At 41.6% G+C, this 14,146-nt stretch carries 17 protein-coding genes and 1 pseudogene; 11 read left to right on the top strand and 7 right to left on the bottom strand.

Annotation, left to right across the window (positions count from 1 at the left end):
- Positions 1 to 20 precede the first annotated feature (20 nt).
- Complete coding sequence (locus MGG13_RS10160; protein ID WP_165983119.1) at positions 21 to 179, bottom strand: hypothetical protein; 159 nt, start codon at positions 177 to 179, stop codon at positions 21 to 23.
- Between the two features lie 96 nt (positions 180 to 275).
- Between MGG13_RS10160 and MGG13_RS10155 the strand changes: the two genes are divergently transcribed.
- Positions 276 to 1,226: an LCP family glycopolymer transferase gene (locus tag MGG13_RS10155; RefSeq protein WP_420827919.1), complete on the top strand. Its 951-nt coding sequence runs from the start codon at positions 276 to 278 to the stop codon at positions 1,224 to 1,226.
- Positions 1,227 to 1,253: 27 nt separating this feature from the next.
- Here the strand turns inward: MGG13_RS10155 and MGG13_RS10150 are convergent, their stop codons facing one another.
- Complete coding sequence (locus MGG13_RS10150; RefSeq protein WP_133432103.1) at positions 1,254 to 1,934, bottom strand: DUF3169 family protein; 681 nt, start codon at positions 1,932 to 1,934, stop codon at positions 1,254 to 1,256.
- An 80-nt stretch (positions 1,935 to 2,014) separates the two neighbouring features.
- Here MGG13_RS10150 and MGG13_RS10145 point away from each other — a divergent pair, with 80 nt between their 5' ends.
- The 5 genes from MGG13_RS10145 to MGG13_RS10125 all read left to right on the top strand — a co-directional run bounded on the left by MGG13_RS10145 (position 2,015) and on the right by MGG13_RS10125 (position 6,077).
- Positions 2,015 to 2,479, top strand: coding sequence for a Dps family protein (locus MGG13_RS10145; protein WP_133432104.1), 465 nt, complete (start codon positions 2,015 to 2,017; stop codon positions 2,477 to 2,479).
- 94 nt (positions 2,480 to 2,573) lie between these two features.
- Complete coding sequence (gene deoC, locus MGG13_RS10140) at positions 2,574 to 3,236, top strand: deoxyribose-phosphate aldolase (RefSeq protein ID WP_239034787.1); 663 nt, start codon at positions 2,574 to 2,576, stop codon at positions 3,234 to 3,236.
- 15 nt (positions 3,237 to 3,251) lie between these two features.
- Positions 3,252 to 4,553 carry a pyrimidine-nucleoside phosphorylase gene (locus MGG13_RS10135; RefSeq protein WP_239034786.1) on the top strand — a complete coding sequence of 434 codons (1,302 nt, stop codon included), beginning with the start codon at positions 3,252 to 3,254 and terminating at the stop codon, positions 4,551 to 4,553.
- An 11-nt stretch (positions 4,554 to 4,564) separates the two neighbouring features.
- A complete protein-coding gene (gene deoB, locus MGG13_RS10130) occupies positions 4,565 to 5,737 on the top strand; it encodes a phosphopentomutase (protein ID WP_239034785.1) in 1,173 nt (390 codons plus the stop codon).
- Positions 5,730 to 6,077, top strand: a complete 348-nt coding sequence (locus MGG13_RS10125) for a DoxX family protein (RefSeq protein ID WP_133432108.1) — start codon at positions 5,730 to 5,732, stop codon at positions 6,075 to 6,077. The genes deoB and MGG13_RS10125 overlap by 8 nt, the downstream gene beginning before the upstream one ends.
- Before the next feature lie 41 nt (positions 6,078 to 6,118).
- On the opposite strand, the gene MGG13_RS10120 is transcribed toward MGG13_RS10125, so the two are convergent.
- Positions 6,119 to 6,439 (bottom strand): hypothetical protein, encoded by a 321-nt coding sequence (locus tag MGG13_RS10120; RefSeq protein WP_239034784.1) that lies wholly within the window; start codon positions 6,437 to 6,439, stop codon positions 6,119 to 6,121.
- Positions 6,440 to 6,519: 80 nt separating this feature from the next.
- Here MGG13_RS10120 and MGG13_RS10115 point away from each other — a divergent pair, with 80 nt between their 5' ends.
- From MGG13_RS10115 to MGG13_RS10100, 4 genes are all read left to right on the top strand, one after another.
- Positions 6,520 to 7,080 (top strand): hypothetical protein, encoded by a 561-nt coding sequence (locus MGG13_RS10115; protein WP_239034783.1) that lies wholly within the window; start codon positions 6,520 to 6,522, stop codon positions 7,078 to 7,080.
- A gap of 99 nt (positions 7,081 to 7,179) precedes the next feature.
- Positions 7,180 to 8,499, top strand: coding sequence for an ABC transporter substrate-binding protein (locus MGG13_RS10110; protein WP_133432111.1), 1,320 nt, complete (start codon positions 7,180 to 7,182; stop codon positions 8,497 to 8,499).
- A gap of 9 nt (positions 8,500 to 8,508) precedes the next feature.
- A complete protein-coding gene (locus MGG13_RS10105) occupies positions 8,509 to 9,405 on the top strand; it encodes a carbohydrate ABC transporter permease (RefSeq protein ID WP_239034782.1) in 897 nt (298 codons plus the stop codon).
- A complete protein-coding gene (locus MGG13_RS10100; RefSeq protein ID WP_239034781.1) occupies positions 9,405 to 10,244 on the top strand; it encodes a carbohydrate ABC transporter permease in 840 nt (279 codons plus the stop codon). Before MGG13_RS10105 ends, MGG13_RS10100 begins: the two co-directional genes overlap by 1 nt.
- Before the next feature lie 34 nt (positions 10,245 to 10,278).
- On the opposite strand, the gene MGG13_RS10095 is transcribed toward MGG13_RS10100, so the two are convergent.
- The 4 genes and pseudogenes from MGG13_RS10095 to MGG13_RS10080 all read right to left on the bottom strand — a co-directional run.
- Positions 10,279 to 10,752 carry an S-ribosylhomocysteine lyase gene (locus tag MGG13_RS10095; protein WP_133432114.1) on the bottom strand — a complete coding sequence of 158 codons (474 nt, stop codon included), beginning with the start codon at positions 10,750 to 10,752 and terminating at the stop codon, positions 10,279 to 10,281.
- Positions 10,753 to 10,764: 12 nt separating this feature from the next.
- Positions 10,765 to 11,919, bottom strand: coding sequence for a bifunctional cystathionine gamma-lyase/homocysteine desulfhydrase (locus MGG13_RS10090; protein WP_239034780.1), 1,155 nt, complete (start codon positions 11,917 to 11,919; stop codon positions 10,765 to 10,767).
- Complete coding sequence (locus MGG13_RS10085; RefSeq protein ID WP_239035717.1) at positions 11,919 to 12,833, bottom strand: PLP-dependent cysteine synthase family protein; 915 nt, start codon at positions 12,831 to 12,833, stop codon at positions 11,919 to 11,921. The genes MGG13_RS10090 and MGG13_RS10085 overlap by 1 nt, the downstream gene beginning before the upstream one ends.
- Positions 12,834 to 12,977: 144 nt before the next feature.
- A pseudogene (locus tag MGG13_RS10080) lies at positions 12,978 to 13,331 on the bottom strand (class I SAM-dependent methyltransferase); the annotation flags it as partial.
- 269 nt (positions 13,332 to 13,600) lie between these two features.
- Here MGG13_RS10080 and MGG13_RS10075 point away from each other — a divergent pair.
- The gene (locus MGG13_RS10075; RefSeq protein ID WP_239034779.1) at positions 13,601 to 14,128 is read left to right on the top strand and encodes a GrpB family protein; all 528 of its coding nucleotides are present in this window, start codon (positions 13,601 to 13,603) and stop codon (positions 14,126 to 14,128) included.
- Positions 14,129 to 14,146: the final 18 nt, after the last annotated feature.

Here is a 14,146-nt window from a genome sequence, read left to right as displayed (position 1 = left end):
TACGGTTCGCCGTATCTTTTTTATTTGAAGTCTTTTAAGTCTCGCGATTCCATTCCACAGTCCAGGCAAATGTAAATACCTTGTTGGTCGACTACTTGCTCATGAGGACAGTCCTCTTTTTTTGTGACAGACGCTACCTGTGTTAAATGAGCGATTTCATCTGAAGTCATATGTTCCATCGTATCCACTCCTTTTTGATATCTATACCCATTCTATAGATTTTCATTTTATTTTCATTGTATTATGATAAAGTATAAGTGAGAAGAGTTGTGGAAATTAGAAGAGGTGGAAAAATGAAGAAAAAAGGATGTTTCAGCTGGTTAGTCACGATAGCTTTGATTATTCTGTTAGTGATAGGAGGTATACTGGGTTACGCGTATTTTAAAGTAAAAGGGACTGCAGATTCAATTCATTCTCCGATAGCAGGGCGTGAGAAATCTGATTTAAGAGACAAAGGGGTCGATGTCAAGAATAAAGATGCCATTTCTGTCGCTTTGTTTGGTGTAGATGCAAACGCAAAACGTTTATCAGAAGGAGACCATGGCCGTACAGATACCATCCTTCTTCTCAGTATTAATCCGAATAATAAAAAGACGGTTATGATTTCCATCCCCCGTGATACATATAGCGAGATAGTGGGACATAACTCAAGAGAGAAAATCGCCCATGCTTATGCCTATGGTGGTGCGAAAATGGCAGTGAATTCCGTCGAAAAATTAATGAACGTACCGATTGACTACTATGCAGCAATCAATATGGACGGTATGCAGGAACTAATTGATACAGTTGGTGGAGTGGATGTTGTCAGCAACGCAACTTTTACTGCACAGGGAGAAAGCTTTGTTAAAGGTCAGAAAGTGCATTTAGACGGTAAAAAAGCACTCGTCTTTATCAGAAGCCGTAAAGAAGAGGGTGCTGGGGATGATTTCGGGCGTCAAGAACGTCAGCAGATTGTCATCCAGGGATTAGCACATAAACTGTTATCAGCGGAATCTGTAACTAAATTTGATGGCATCTTAAAAGCTACATCGAAAAACGTTATTACCGATATGACATTCTCTGATTTAACTTCATTGCAGTCAGGCTATTCTAAGACACTGGACAATGTGGAAAAATATCAGCTAGAAGGCACTGGAAAGATAAAGGACGATGGTCTCTGGTACTTCCTTGCTGATGAGAATAAAAAACAGCAAATTTCTGATGTATATAAAGAAAATCTCAAATAAAGAAGGGGCTCATATTGAGCCCCTTCTTTATATCATTTTACGAACTGTCAGCTGATAGATGATGTTGATAGCAACTGCACACAGCACAATAATGATTAAAGCGAAGTGTTGTGGCTGTCCGGTTTCCAGGCCGTAGAGCGTGATCAACAGCATAGAAGCAGGCAGCAGGATATTCGTCAGTTTGAATGCGTTATAAAGACCCGTAAAAATAACAATCATTTCTTCCTTATTTAATGTTTCAATCAATTTATCATCAAATTCACTGTCGAAGTTGTTCGGCAGCTCGCGCTCTGGATAAAGTTTATTAATCATGCCATAACCATAGTAGCGCAGGAAGATAATGAGAAGAAATACAATAACACTGACGATGTTTAGCCATAAGGGCACTTGATTGAGTGCAACCATCAGAAGAGAGGCAAGCGCCACATAGAAAGAGATAATCATGGCAATGTTCATCAGTGAGAACTTTTTGAATGATTGACGGTCCTGCTCATAGTGTTCAAGTGCCGGATCATTATCCACCTTATAGGCAGCAGCACTATAAACATAACCGATAATCCCGGCTATAACTGCAATGATAATAAGTGTGATGACAAATGCATCAGAATGCAGAGCATCATTAGCAGGGATTTTCCAGAAGCTCATCGTGAAAATAAGAAGGGCTGCCAGTATGACGCAGATGATGGGAAAAAGATATTTTCTTGTCATAGAATACTCCTTTTTTTATGTATTATACCCAATAAAAACGGGTAAAGTCATTATAACGATAAATAGGGAGGATGATTAAAATGGCTAAAGCTAAAAAAGCACAGACACAAGATAATAAAGTAGTTGCGGCATTGAATCAGCAAGTGGCTGACTGGACAGTACTTTATACTAAAATTCATAACTATCACTGGTATGTAAAAGGGCCTACTTTCTTTGCGCTCCACACAAAGTTTGAAGAACTTTATACACAGGCGGGTACTTATATCGATGAGCTGGCAGAACGTATATTAGCGATTGGCGGCAATCCTGTTGCTACTTTAAAAGAATCACTGGACTTATCTGTTGTCAAAGAAGCGAAAAAAGATTTATCAGCTGAAGATATGGTTGCTGATTTATCTAAAGACTTCGATAAGGTTATTGCACAACTTAAAGAAGGTCAGGAAACAGCAGAAGCAGCTGGAGACGAAATGACGGCGGATATGTTCCTTGGCATGATTACGGATCTTGAAAAACATAACTGGATGTTTAAATCTTATTTAGGCTAATATTAGATTGCACACGGCTCAGCCGTGTGCTTTTTTTGTTTAAATCTGACGTAATGCTATAATAAAACTAACCAATATATAGGAGGAATTTAACATGGAATTAGCGAAATACATCGATCACACTTTACTGAAGGCGGATGCAACGACAGAACAAATCAATAAGATTGTCGCAGAAGCAAAGGAATATAACTTTATGAGTGTGTGCGTCAACCCCACACATGTTAAACATTGTGCTGAACAGTTGAAAGGAACGGATGTCTTAGTCTGTACCGTTATCGGTTTTCCTTTAGGCGCTACAACATCAGCAGTTAAAGCATTTGAGACGAAAGATGCTATCCAGAATGGTGCAGGAGAAGTCGATATGGTCATCAACATCGGCGCGCTGAAAGACGGCAACGACGATTTAGTCTATGAAGACATCAAAGCTGTAGTGGACGCTGCAGCAGGAGTGACAACTAAAGTCATCATTGAAACAAGTCTATTAACTGAAGATGAAAAACGTCGTGCGTCTAAACTTGCGAAAAAAGCAGGCGCAACATTTGTCAAAACTTCGACAGGATTCTCAACAGGTGGTGCGACAATTGAAGATGTGAAGTTAATGCGAGAAACTGTAGGGCCTGATATGGGTGTTAAAGCTTCTGGTGGCGTACGTTCTTTAGAAGATGTGAACGGCATGATCGAAGCAGGGGCAACACGTATCGGCGCAAGTGCAGGAGTAGAAATTCTGAACGGACAGCAATCAGATCAAGACTACTAAAAGGGGGATTTAGCCATGAGAATGGTTGATGTTATTGCGAAAAAACGAGATGGCGGCAAGTTAACGACAGAAGAGATCAACTTCTTCATCAAAGGTTATACAGCAGGTGATGTGCCTGATTATCAGGCATCCAGTCTTGCGATGGCGATTTACTTCCAGGACATGGATGACCAGGAACGCGCAGATTTAACAATGGCGATGGTCGAAAGTGGCGACCAGATCGACTTAAGTGATATTGATGGCATTAAAGTCGATAAGCACTCGACAGGCGGGGTCGGTGATACAACAACACTTGTCCTCGCACCATTAGTCGCAGCACTGGATATTCCTGTTGCGAAGATGAGCGGCCGTGGACTTGGTCACACAGGCGGGACAATTGATAAGCTGGAAGCGGTCGAAGGTTTCCATGTTGAAATCTCTGACGAGGAATTCGTACGTCTGGTCAATGAAGACAAGATTGCGGTCATCGGTCAGACAGGGAATCTGACACCAGCTGATAAAAAACTGTATGCACTGCGAGATGTAACAGGGACAGTCAACAGCATTCCACTTATTGCGTCAAGCATCATGAGTAAGAAGATAGCTGCAGGCTCTGATGCCATTGTCCTCGATGTTAAGAAAGGTGCGGGTGCTTTTATGAAGACAGATGAAGATGCAGAGCAGCTCGCACACGCAATGGTTAAGATTGGTAATAACGTCGGTCGTCGTACGATGGCGATTATTTCTGATATGAGTCAGCCGCTCGGCTATGCGATTGGTAATGCACTTGAAGTGAAGGAAGCCATCGAAACATTGAAAGGTGAAGGCCCTGAAGATTTAAATGAACTTGTGCTGACACTAGGCAGCCAGATGGTCGTTTTAGGTGGCGGTGCAGAGACACTTGATGAAGCGCGTGGTAAACTGCAGGAAGTCCTCGATAACGGTAAGGCACTTGAGAAGTTCCGTACCTTCCTGGAAAACCAGGGGGGCAATGGCGATGTAGTTGATGACGTGTCATTACTGCCACAAGCTGCATATGAAATCGAGGTGCCAGCGAAACAATCTGGCGTTGTCAGCAGAATGGTAGCCGATGAAATCGGTATTGCTTCCATGCTTCTTGGAGCAGGCCGTGCGACTAAAGAAGATACGATTGATCTTGCAGTCGGTCTGATGCTCCGTAAAAAAGTCGGCGACAAAGCAGAAGAAGGCGAATCACTCGTGACTATTTACTCAAACCGCGAGGATGTTGAAGACGTCAAAGAGAAAATCTATGCGAATATAGAGATTGCTGAACAGGCTGAAGCACCGAAGCTGATTCATACAATCATCACAGAATAGGAGAGGATCACATGTTTAAACGTATCCACTTAATCGTTATGGATTCTGTCGGTATCGGAGAAGCACCCGACGCGGATCAATTCGGCGACACAGGCAGTCATACTCTGTCACACACACTTGAGGGATTTAAAGGTGAGCTGCCGAACTTAGAAAGACTTGGACTCGGTAATATTGCTGAACTTCCTGTCGTCAAACCTGTTGAAGAGCCGGCTGCTTTCTATACGAAACTAAGCGAGGCATCTGTCGGTAAAGATACCATGACAGGACACTGGGAGATTATGGGTCTTAATATCGATCAACCTTTTAAAGTCTATCCAGATGGTTTTCCGGATGAACTGGTACAGGAAATAGAAAAGCTGTCAGGCCGTAAAGTTATAGCGAATAAGCCAGCATCTGGCACAGCTATTATTGATGAGTACGGTGAACATCAGATGAAGACGGGCGATTTAATCGTCTATACTTCAGCTGATCCGGTCCTGCAGATTGCAGCACATGAAGAAATTATTCCGCTTGAAGAATTGTATGATATTTGTGAGAAAGTACGCGAACTCACGAAAGATCCTAAATACTTGATTGGCCGCATTATCGCACGTCCTTATGTCGGTGAGCCGGGCAACTTCACTCGGACTTCTAACCGTCATGACTATGCCCTTAAACCATTTAATCGTACAGTAATGAATGAACTGAAAGATGCCGGTAAAGATGTTATCGCTATCGGCAAAATAAATGATATTTATGATGGTGAAGGTGTAACTGAAGCAATCCGTACAAAAGACAATATGGATGGTATGGATCAGCTGATAAAAGTTATTGACAAAGACTTTGAAGGGTTAAGTTTCCTGAACTTAGTCGATTTCGATGCCCTTTTCGGACATCGCCGTGATAAAGAAGGGTATGCCAACGCCCTAAAAGAATTTGATGAGCGACTGGGTGAACTGCTGCTTGAGCTTCGTCAAGACGATTTACTGATTATCACTGCTGATCATGGTAATGACCCGACAGCACCAGGAACTGATCATACACGTGAGTATGTGCCGCTCCTGATGTACAGTCCGAAGTTTAAGAGAGGCCGTGAATTAGCAGGACATTCAACATTTGCGTCAATTGGTGCAACGATTGCTGATAACTTTGGCGTCAATCTGCCGAAGTTCGGTCAGAGCTATCTGGGTGAGTTACATGATTAGACGCTTAGTCTATGGATTAGCCTACACGACAGCAGGGGTTCTGCATTTTGTGCATGAGCCATCATTCACCAAAATAGTGCCGCCGAAGCTTCCTTTAAAAAAGGAGATTGTTTATCTGACAGGTGTGATGGAAATTTTCTTCGGTCTAGGAATGATCCTAAGAAAACCAGGTCCGTTATTTAAAGCTATCATCAAACTGTTTCTCGTTGCCGTCTTCCCGGCTAATGTCTATATGGCGATAAAGAAGATAGGTTTAGGAGATAAGCAGCTTTCTCCGGCTGCACTTTGGGGACGACTGCCTCTACAGTGGTTGTTAATCAAAGAAATGGATAAATTATAAACGAAAAAAAGTAGAAGACTGATTTTTCAGCTTCTACTTTTTTATTTTTCCAGCTGCATCTGGATGGCACGTAATGTATAGAGCCAGTCTGCGATGACATCATAATTGCTCTTTTTAAAGGTATAACAGTAATCAAGAAAAGCGATCGCATCATCCAGAGGGAAAGATTCGTCGGAAAGATAATGTTTTAAAGATTGCTTATAGTCACGAAGTAAAGCACTGCTGATGATTTGTTTATATCTATTGTACAGGTCTAACGCTTCATCTTTGCCGTATTTTTTCATTAAAATCATACGTTCATTTCGATTGAACATGTCATCAACTCCATTGAAATAATCATAACATCTGATTATTAAACTCATATAAAGAGTTTGTAAATAATTGTATGAATGGATGTAGATGAAAGGGGTATAGTAAAAGAAAAACGAAAAGAGGAATTAGAATGGGTTGTCCTTATCACTATGAACCAAGAAAGAAATCAAACTTACCACTGATTGCAGGACTTGCTATTGGTGCTTTATCAGTCGGATATACGCTATTAAAAAATAAATCAGAACAAAAAGGAACAGAAGAAGTGACTACTTTCAATAAAACTATTGGACATGAATTTTATATGCCGCACTTTATGGTTAAAAATGTACGTCTTGATGTAGCTGAGATAGCGTTAACAATCAATGTGGATTATCGAATCAATCAAGTTTTAATCGATTATCTTATCAACAATCGTCCAAATTATTACTTCAAACTCATATTACCTGAGAAATATCAGTCTCTTTTCCAGGAATCTACTAGTGTCATTAAAGGGGAACAAGTAGCAGCTGGAAGCGACCGCGCAGATTACACAGTGACTTTCCAGTTCGAAGCGAAACCAGAAACAACAGCAGAAGAAATCAAAGCGATTGATGTATCAGACAAAATCCACATGACAATTTTGGATGATAGAGACAACGTGTTAAATGATTTCCCTGATGTTTATAATGCAGCGAATATTATCAGATATTAAAAAAACAGCTTATGCTGTTTTTTTTGGTTTACATTTGCAAGTGACTATCATGTAAATGGTATAATGACACTGTAATAAAATATGAGGAGGATTGTGTTGATGAAGAGAATTGCGGCTTTGATGTTAGTATTGTTAATGATTTTAGCAGGATGTGGCGGTTTAGTACCAAAGGGTAACGATTCGAGTGATAAAAATAATGCTGAAAAAGCTGACGGCAAGACAGAAATCAAGTTCTGGTCATTCTGGGGCTCAGATCCACGTAAAGCGACCATCAATAAAATAATTGACGACTACAACAAATCCCAAGATAAAGTAACGGTCAAATATACTTATCTGCCTTGGGGAGATATCTGGACGAAAAACCTGGCGGCAGTAGCTGCAGGTAACCCAGCAGATGTTGTGATTAATGATATTAACTCAACAGCACTTCGTGGCCTGAAAAATCAGGCGGAAGATTTAACCGATTTAGCTGAGAAAGATCAGCTGGAAGGTAAATTCTCTAAGGAACTCTGGCAGGCTTCTCAACATGAAGGCAAAGTCTATGGGATTCCGTTCAATACTGATACACGTGTACTCTTCTATAATAAAAAAATGATGAAAGAAGCGGGTCTTAATCCTGACCAGCCGCCTGCTACATGGGATGAAATTAAAAAATATGGTCAGCTGATGGATAAGAAAAAAGGAAATACTTATGAAAATATCGGCTTTTATCCTTTCTTCGGTGGAATAGGTGCTGACATCTGGCTGACGAATGCTAACCATAAGAACTATATTGATGAGAATGGTAAAGTATCAATTGATACACAGGAAAATATCAACACAATGAACTGGCTGAAAAAATATCAGGATCAATATGGTACAGATACCCTGCAGAAATTCCAGGCTAAGTTCGATAGTCAGCAAGGCAATCCGTTTTTTACTGAAAACGTCGGTATGATTATTAAGGACCAAAGCTTTGCAACACAGTTAGATGATTTTGCGAAAGATATCGATTACGGTGTGGCACCGCTCCCTGCCGTTAAAGAAGGCGAAGAACCTACAAGCTGGGGCGGCGGATTTGTAGCGGAAGTACCTAAGGGCTCTAAACATAAAGAAGCAGCCTATGACTTCATTAAGTTCCTGACAAATGAAAAGAACCAGCAGTTATGGGCTGAAGAAACATTCGATTTAGTAGCGAACGAAAAAGCAGCTCAAGCAGCAGGTGAAAATCTGTCAGGCAATAAAAAAGTGGCTTATCAGGCAGCTGTTGATAATATGAAACAGACGATTCTGACGCCAGTTCCTGTTACAGCACCGGAGTACTTTAATTTAGTGAATCCACAGCTAGATGCAATTATGCGAGGCAAGAAATCCCCTGAAGACGGACTTAAAAAGGCTCAGGAAGATTTAGAGAAGCTGGTAGAGCAAAACAAAAAATAGGAGGTAGCCATGAAAAAGAAGTACAAAGATAATCTGGCTGGCTATTTCTTTATTTCACCATGGATATTCGGTTTCCTAGTGTTTACACTAGGACCGATTCTTTTTTCTCTGTATGCCAGTTTCACGAATTATAATATCACCTCACAGATGGACTTCATCGGCCTTGATAATTATCAGCGACTTTTTCAGGAAGATGAACTGTTCTATACGTCAATGATGAACACGCTCTATTTTGTGCTGTTCTCTGTACCGCTGACGACAATCGGCGCTATTTTACTGTCTTTAATGTTAAATCAGGATGTACCGGGTATGCGTGTCTTCAGAACGATTTATTACTTGCCTGCTGTATTATCAGGGGTAGGTGTTTATCTGTTGTGGATGCAGCTGCTTGATCCTTCAACAGGTCTAGTGAATACGGTCCTTGGTTTCTTTGGAATAGATGGACCTAACTGGCTGCTAGATCCTGCCTGGACGAAGCCGTCACTTATCTTTATGAAACTGTGGAGCGTCGGCGGCAGTATGCTGCTCTATTTAGCGAGCCTGCAGGGCGTTTCAAAATCACTTTATGAAGCAGCTGATATAGATGGCGCGAACCGGTTTCAGAAATTTTTTCACATTACATTACCCATGATTACACCGATTATCTTCTTCGATATTATTACGAGTACAATCGGCGCTTTTCAGATATTCCAGGAGGCATACGTCATGAGTAGTGATGGTGCAGGTTCACCAGGTAACTCACTGCTCTTTTATAATCTCTACATGTGGCTCAAAGCTTTTAAAGCATTTGATATGGGTTATGCGATGGCAATGAGCTGGATTCTTTTTATCATCGTCTTGATTATCACCATCATCAACTTAAAGATTGCGCCGCGCTGGGTGCATTACGAGGGAGGGGATGAATAATGAGAAACCAGATCCATCCGATGTGGCGCTGGGTTAACTTTATTCTGCTCGTTGCAGGTTCTCTTGTCATCTTAAGTCCCATATGGTGGATGATAGCGACTTCACTTAAATCGATGGAAGAAATCATGGGTGTGCCCACTTTTATCCCGAAAGAATGGCATTTTGAGAACTATATTGAAACATGGAATGCAGCGCCATTTTCCACTTACGCGGTTAACTCCTTAACCATCACACTGATTGCTGTAGTGGCTAATGTATTTGCGAATGCCTTTATTGCATATGGCTTCGCTAAGCTGGATTTTAGAGGTAAGAAGTTCTGGTTTTTAGTTGTTCTGGGCACAATGATGATTCCCGGCTTTGTGACATTGATTCCGCAATATGTGCTGTTCGCCAAATTGCATCTTCTCAATACGTATTATCCGCTTATTCTGCCGGCATTCTTTGGCAGTGCATTTAATATTTTTCTGCTGCGTCAGTTTTTTATGGGCATCCCTAAATCCTATATAGAAGCAGCCAGAATGGAAGGTGCGAGTCATTTTTATATTTTTCGTAAGATTGCACTGCCGCTTGTCACACCTGCTCTCGCGACAGTCGCTATCTTCACGTTTAACGGAGTGTGGAATGACTTTTTAGGGCCATTGCTTTATATTAACGATGAAAATCTCTATACCTTGCAGATTGGTCTGCAGGTCTTTAAAGAGCGGAGTTCTACACAATGGAACTATATGATGGCAGGCTCTTTGATGGTCTTACTGCCTGTCATCGTTCTATTCTTCTCTTTCCAGCGATTCTTTATAGAAGGGTCTAACATTACTGGACAGACTTCAGTAGATAAATAAAAAACAGCCTCTGAATTTTCAGAGGCTGTTTCATTTATTCTGCGTCGTCCTGATAAATGACTTTCCATTCGTGTTTTTTCGCGAGCATTTCTTCTGCTAACTGCTGTGCGCCTTCTAAAGAGTGGCTTGCTGCCCAGCCGCACTGTACTTCGTTGCAGGCAGGTACTTCTGTCGCATTTTTCACGTCATTCAATGTTTTTTCTAAGATGGCGAGCACATCATCATAGTTGTCATGGTTGATTAAGCTTAAATAGAAGCCTGTCTGACAGCCCATTGGTGATACATCGACGACTTTATCAGTATGATTACGGATATTTTCGGCCATTAAGTGCTCCAGTGAATGCAGCGCTGGCATTTCCATATGTTCTTTATTCGGTTGTTTGAAGCGGATATCATATTTATGGATGACATCGCCGTTCTTTCCTTCTTTAATGCCTGCTAAACGGACAAAAGGTGCCACAACTTTTGTGTGATCAAGGTTAAAACTTTCTACGTTCATTTTTTGCATGAGATTCTCTCCTTATTTGATGGATTCAATAGCTTTAAAGCCATTCTGCAAGTCTTCAAGTAAGTCTGCACTATCTTCAATACCCACTGAGATACGAACTAAGCCATCTGTAATACCCAGTTCCAGACGACGTTCACGTGGAATAGAAGCATGTGTCATCTGACTAGGGACAGAAATCAGGCTTTCAACCGCACCAAGTGATTCTGCAAGTGTGAAGTATTTAAGTGATTTCACGAGTTCTTCTGCACGTTCTTTAGAGCCGACATCAAATGAAATCATTCCGCCGAAGCCAGTAGCCTGACGTTTCTGTGCTTCAAGTTGTTTGCCTTCGAGTAAACTTGGATGGAAGACTTTAGTCACTGTGTCGTTGTTCACTAAATATTCAACGAGCTGCAGTGTTGTTTTTTCAGTTTGTTCCATACGCAGCGCAAGTGTTTTGATACCGCGGACGAGGAGAAAGCTGTCCTGTGGCCCTAAGATGCCGCCTACAGAGTTCTGGATGAACCCTAAGTCTTCTGCAATTTTATCATCTTTAGTCGCAAGTAAGCCTGCAACAACATCACTATGGCCGCCGATATATTTAGTCGCTGAGTGTAATACGATGTCTGCGCCTAAATCCAGTGGATTCTGGAAATAAGGCGTCATGAATGTATTATCGACGACTGAGATTAAGTTGTTTTCTTTAGCGATTGCTGCCATTTCTGCGATATCAGTCACGTTCAGAAGTGGGTTCGTCGGTGTTTCAATATACAGCATTTTTGTTTTGTCTGTAATGGCTGCTTTAACGGCTTCTGCGTCCGTTGTGTCAACGAACGTCGATTCGATGCCGATACGGTCAAATACTTTTGTGAAGACGCGGTATGTACCGCCGTAAACGTCTGAACCGACGACGATATGATCGCCTGCATTAAGTAACATGACAACAGAAGAAACAGCTGCCATACCTGATCCGAAAGCGAAACCATGGGTACCATGTTCGATATCAGCGATTAACGTTTCAAGTGCTGTACGTGTCGGGTTTTTTGTACGTGAGTACTCATAGCCTTGGCGAAGGTTGCCGATACCATCTTGTTTATAAGTACTTGTCTGATAGATAGGGGCGTTGACTGAAGCTGTAAATTCATCGACTGTTTTACCGCCGTGAATCATCATTGTTTTTTTCTGCATTATAATTCTCCTTTAGTTTTAAAGATTTGCTGTGAAATGTAGCGATCACTTGCGTCAGGGAAGATGACGACAATGTTACCTTTGATATGTTCTGCTTGTTTAAGAGCGGCAACCATGGCAGCCCCAGATGAACTGCCGACAAGTAAACCTTCTTTTTGTGCGAGGTCTTTGACCATCTGAAAAGCTTCATCGTCTGAAATAGTTTCAATGGCATCAATCAGCTCACGCTTCAGGAAATCCGGCCATACTTCTACACCGATGCCTTCAGTTCGATGCGCACCGCTTGGTCCGCCGTTTAAAATAGAGCCCTCCGGTTCAACAATCACTGTACGTGTATGAGGTTTCAGGCGTTCAGCGAGTCCTGTGAAAGTGCCCGCACTGCCTGCGCCTGCAACCATCATTTCGATAGTGCCGAGTTCATCGATCAGTTCTTCGTACAGCCCCGCGTAACTCGCAGGATTATCTTCTGTTTCGAACTGATTGGCGTAGTAAGCGCCTGTCTTTTCAGCATATTCTTTCGCTTGTCTTCTTGCTTCTACCATACCAAGGGAAGAATCTGTATGCACGATATCTGCCCCAAGTGCACGCATGATTTCCTGTTTCTCGACGCTGAATTTTTCGGGCACAAAGACTTTCAGTGTTAAGCCGTGCTGCTGGCAGGCAAGTGCGAGACCGATGCCTGTATTGCCGGCTGTCGCTTCGACGACTTCATTTGTTGCTTCGCCGCGTCGCACAGCAGACTCAATGATGTTCTGACCGAGACGATCTTTAACGGAGCCGCCTAAATTATGCATTTCGAGTTTGGCGAATAGACGAACGCCCTGCGGTAACTGGAACTTTGTCAGTTCTACGAGGGGGGTCTGTCCGATTAAATCAGCAGGTTTCTTATAGCTCTTCTTTTTTAGGACTTGCAGATGTGCAAACTTATTAAGCTGAGTTGCTGAATAACTGAAGCCCTGTCTTTTCGCGATATTTTTCATAACATCTTTAAATGGATAATATTCACGGTTTAAGTCTGCGACAAGATTATCAAATCCGAGATCTGAATAATAACGAATCATATCCTCTTTTTCTTCCGGACTGTTGAATACAGTATCCAATATAATGATCTGACCGTTGCCATTCAATGTCTCAGCATAATTTTTAATAGCTGTTTCTTTTTCTTCGTCCGTCAGGTGGTGAAATGCGAAAGAGCTGATAATCGTATCTGCCTGCTGCGCATTGTAATTAAGGAAATCACCCTGTTCAAATGTCAGACCTGTTTTTTCCTGACCGATTGCTGCCATCTCTTCGCTTGGCTCTACAGCTGTAACGTCCAGTTCTTTAGCGAGCAGCAGTAAAGTTAAATTGCCCGTACCTGGTCCGAATTCAATTGTTTTACCTTTTGCCTGTTTGGCCGCTTCATTCAACATGAAAGGATAGTTCGCAAATACATCTTTATATTCAGGGTCGTTGCCATCGACTGCATTATCGTACTTGTCCGCCCATTGTTCGAAAATATCCATAAAAGCTGGTGACATTCAGTTCACTCCTAAAGTGTATTAAACCTATCAATTAAGTCGGGATTAATATTAACATGAAGTCCCAATGATTACAATGAAATGCTTTGTGAAAAGCCGAACAAAATATTATAATAACTAAAAGTTGAATAAGCGTGAGCAGAGGGAGAGGGGAATGAAAGATGAGAAAAGTAGAAGTGATGCCTTATGATAGTATCTGGCAGCATTTATATTTAGAAGAAAAAAAGAAGATGGAAGCGATCTTCAAAGAGCTGCTGGTCTCGATTCATCATATCGGCTCAACAGCAGTTCCTGGACTGGCGGCCAAACCAGTCTTGGATATCATGATTGTCGTCAAAGACATTGTGCAGGTAGATGATGTAAATGACAGCTTAATGGAAATCGGATATGAGCCAAAGGGTGAGAATGGGATCAAGGGGCGACGCTATTTTCAGAAAGGCGGAGATATGCGTACGCATCATCTTCATGTCTATGCAGAAGGAGATATGAATATTACACGTCATCTTGTTTTCAGAGATTATCTTAGAACGTTTAGTGGCGAGGCGGAGCGATATGGGCATTTAAAATTAGAACTCGCAAAATTATATCCATCTGATATCGAATCCTATATCAACGGCAAGAATATTTTTGTGCAGGTAATGGAAATAAAAGCAATGGACTGGTATAACTTGCAGCATCCAGTATCTTAAAGTTTTCTTAAACTTTCA

Source organism: Macrococcus brunensis (assembly GCF_022343725.1).
Lineage (GTDB): Bacteria > Bacillota > Bacilli > Staphylococcales > Staphylococcaceae > Macrococcus > Macrococcus brunensis.
The sequence above is the reverse complement of the archived record's forward strand: the minus strand, read 5'-3'. Positions and strand labels throughout refer to the sequence as shown.

What these genes read in the sequence shown, in the direction of transcription:
- MGG13_RS10160 (WP_165983119.1), bottom strand. Translation starts at nt 179, where the DNA reads ATGGAACATATGACTTCAGATGAAATCGCTCATTTAACACAGGTAGCG.
- MGG13_RS10150 (WP_133432103.1), bottom strand. Translation starts at nt 1,934, where the DNA reads ATGACAAGAAAATATCTTTTTCCCATCATCTGCGTCATACTGGCAGCC.
- MGG13_RS10145 (WP_133432104.1), top strand. Translation starts at nt 2,015, where the DNA reads ATGGCTAAAGCTAAAAAAGCACAGACACAAGATAATAAAGTAGTTGCG.
- deoC (WP_239034787.1), top strand. Translation starts at nt 2,574, where the DNA reads ATGGAATTAGCGAAATACATCGATCACACTTTACTGAAGGCGGATGCA.
- MGG13_RS10135 (WP_239034786.1), top strand. Translation starts at nt 3,252, where the DNA reads ATGAGAATGGTTGATGTTATTGCGAAAAAACGAGATGGCGGCAAGTTA.
- deoB (WP_239034785.1), top strand. Translation starts at nt 4,565, where the DNA reads ATGTTTAAACGTATCCACTTAATCGTTATGGATTCTGTCGGTATCGGA.
- MGG13_RS10125 (WP_133432108.1), top strand. Translation starts at nt 5,730, where the DNA reads ATGATTAGACGCTTAGTCTATGGATTAGCCTACACGACAGCAGGGGTT.
- MGG13_RS10120 (WP_239034784.1), bottom strand. Translation starts at nt 6,439, where the DNA reads ATGAGTTTAATAATCAGATGTTATGATTATTTCAATGGAGTTGATGAC.
- MGG13_RS10115 (WP_239034783.1), top strand. Translation starts at nt 6,520, where the DNA reads ATGGGTTGTCCTTATCACTATGAACCAAGAAAGAAATCAAACTTACCA.
- MGG13_RS10110 (WP_133432111.1), top strand. Translation starts at nt 7,180, where the DNA reads ATGAAGAGAATTGCGGCTTTGATGTTAGTATTGTTAATGATTTTAGCA.
- MGG13_RS10105 (WP_239034782.1), top strand. Translation starts at nt 8,509, where the DNA reads ATGAAAAAGAAGTACAAAGATAATCTGGCTGGCTATTTCTTTATTTCA.
- MGG13_RS10100 (WP_239034781.1), top strand. Translation starts at nt 9,405, where the DNA reads ATGAGAAACCAGATCCATCCGATGTGGCGCTGGGTTAACTTTATTCTG.
- MGG13_RS10095 (WP_133432114.1), bottom strand. Translation starts at nt 10,752, where the DNA reads ATGCAAAAAATGAACGTAGAAAGTTTTAACCTTGATCACACAAAAGTT.
- MGG13_RS10090 (WP_239034780.1), bottom strand. Translation starts at nt 11,919, where the DNA reads ATGCAGAAAAAAACAATGATGATTCACGGCGGTAAAACAGTCGATGAA.
- MGG13_RS10075 (WP_239034779.1), top strand. Translation starts at nt 13,601, where the DNA reads ATGAGAAAAGTAGAAGTGATGCCTTATGATAGTATCTGGCAGCATTTA.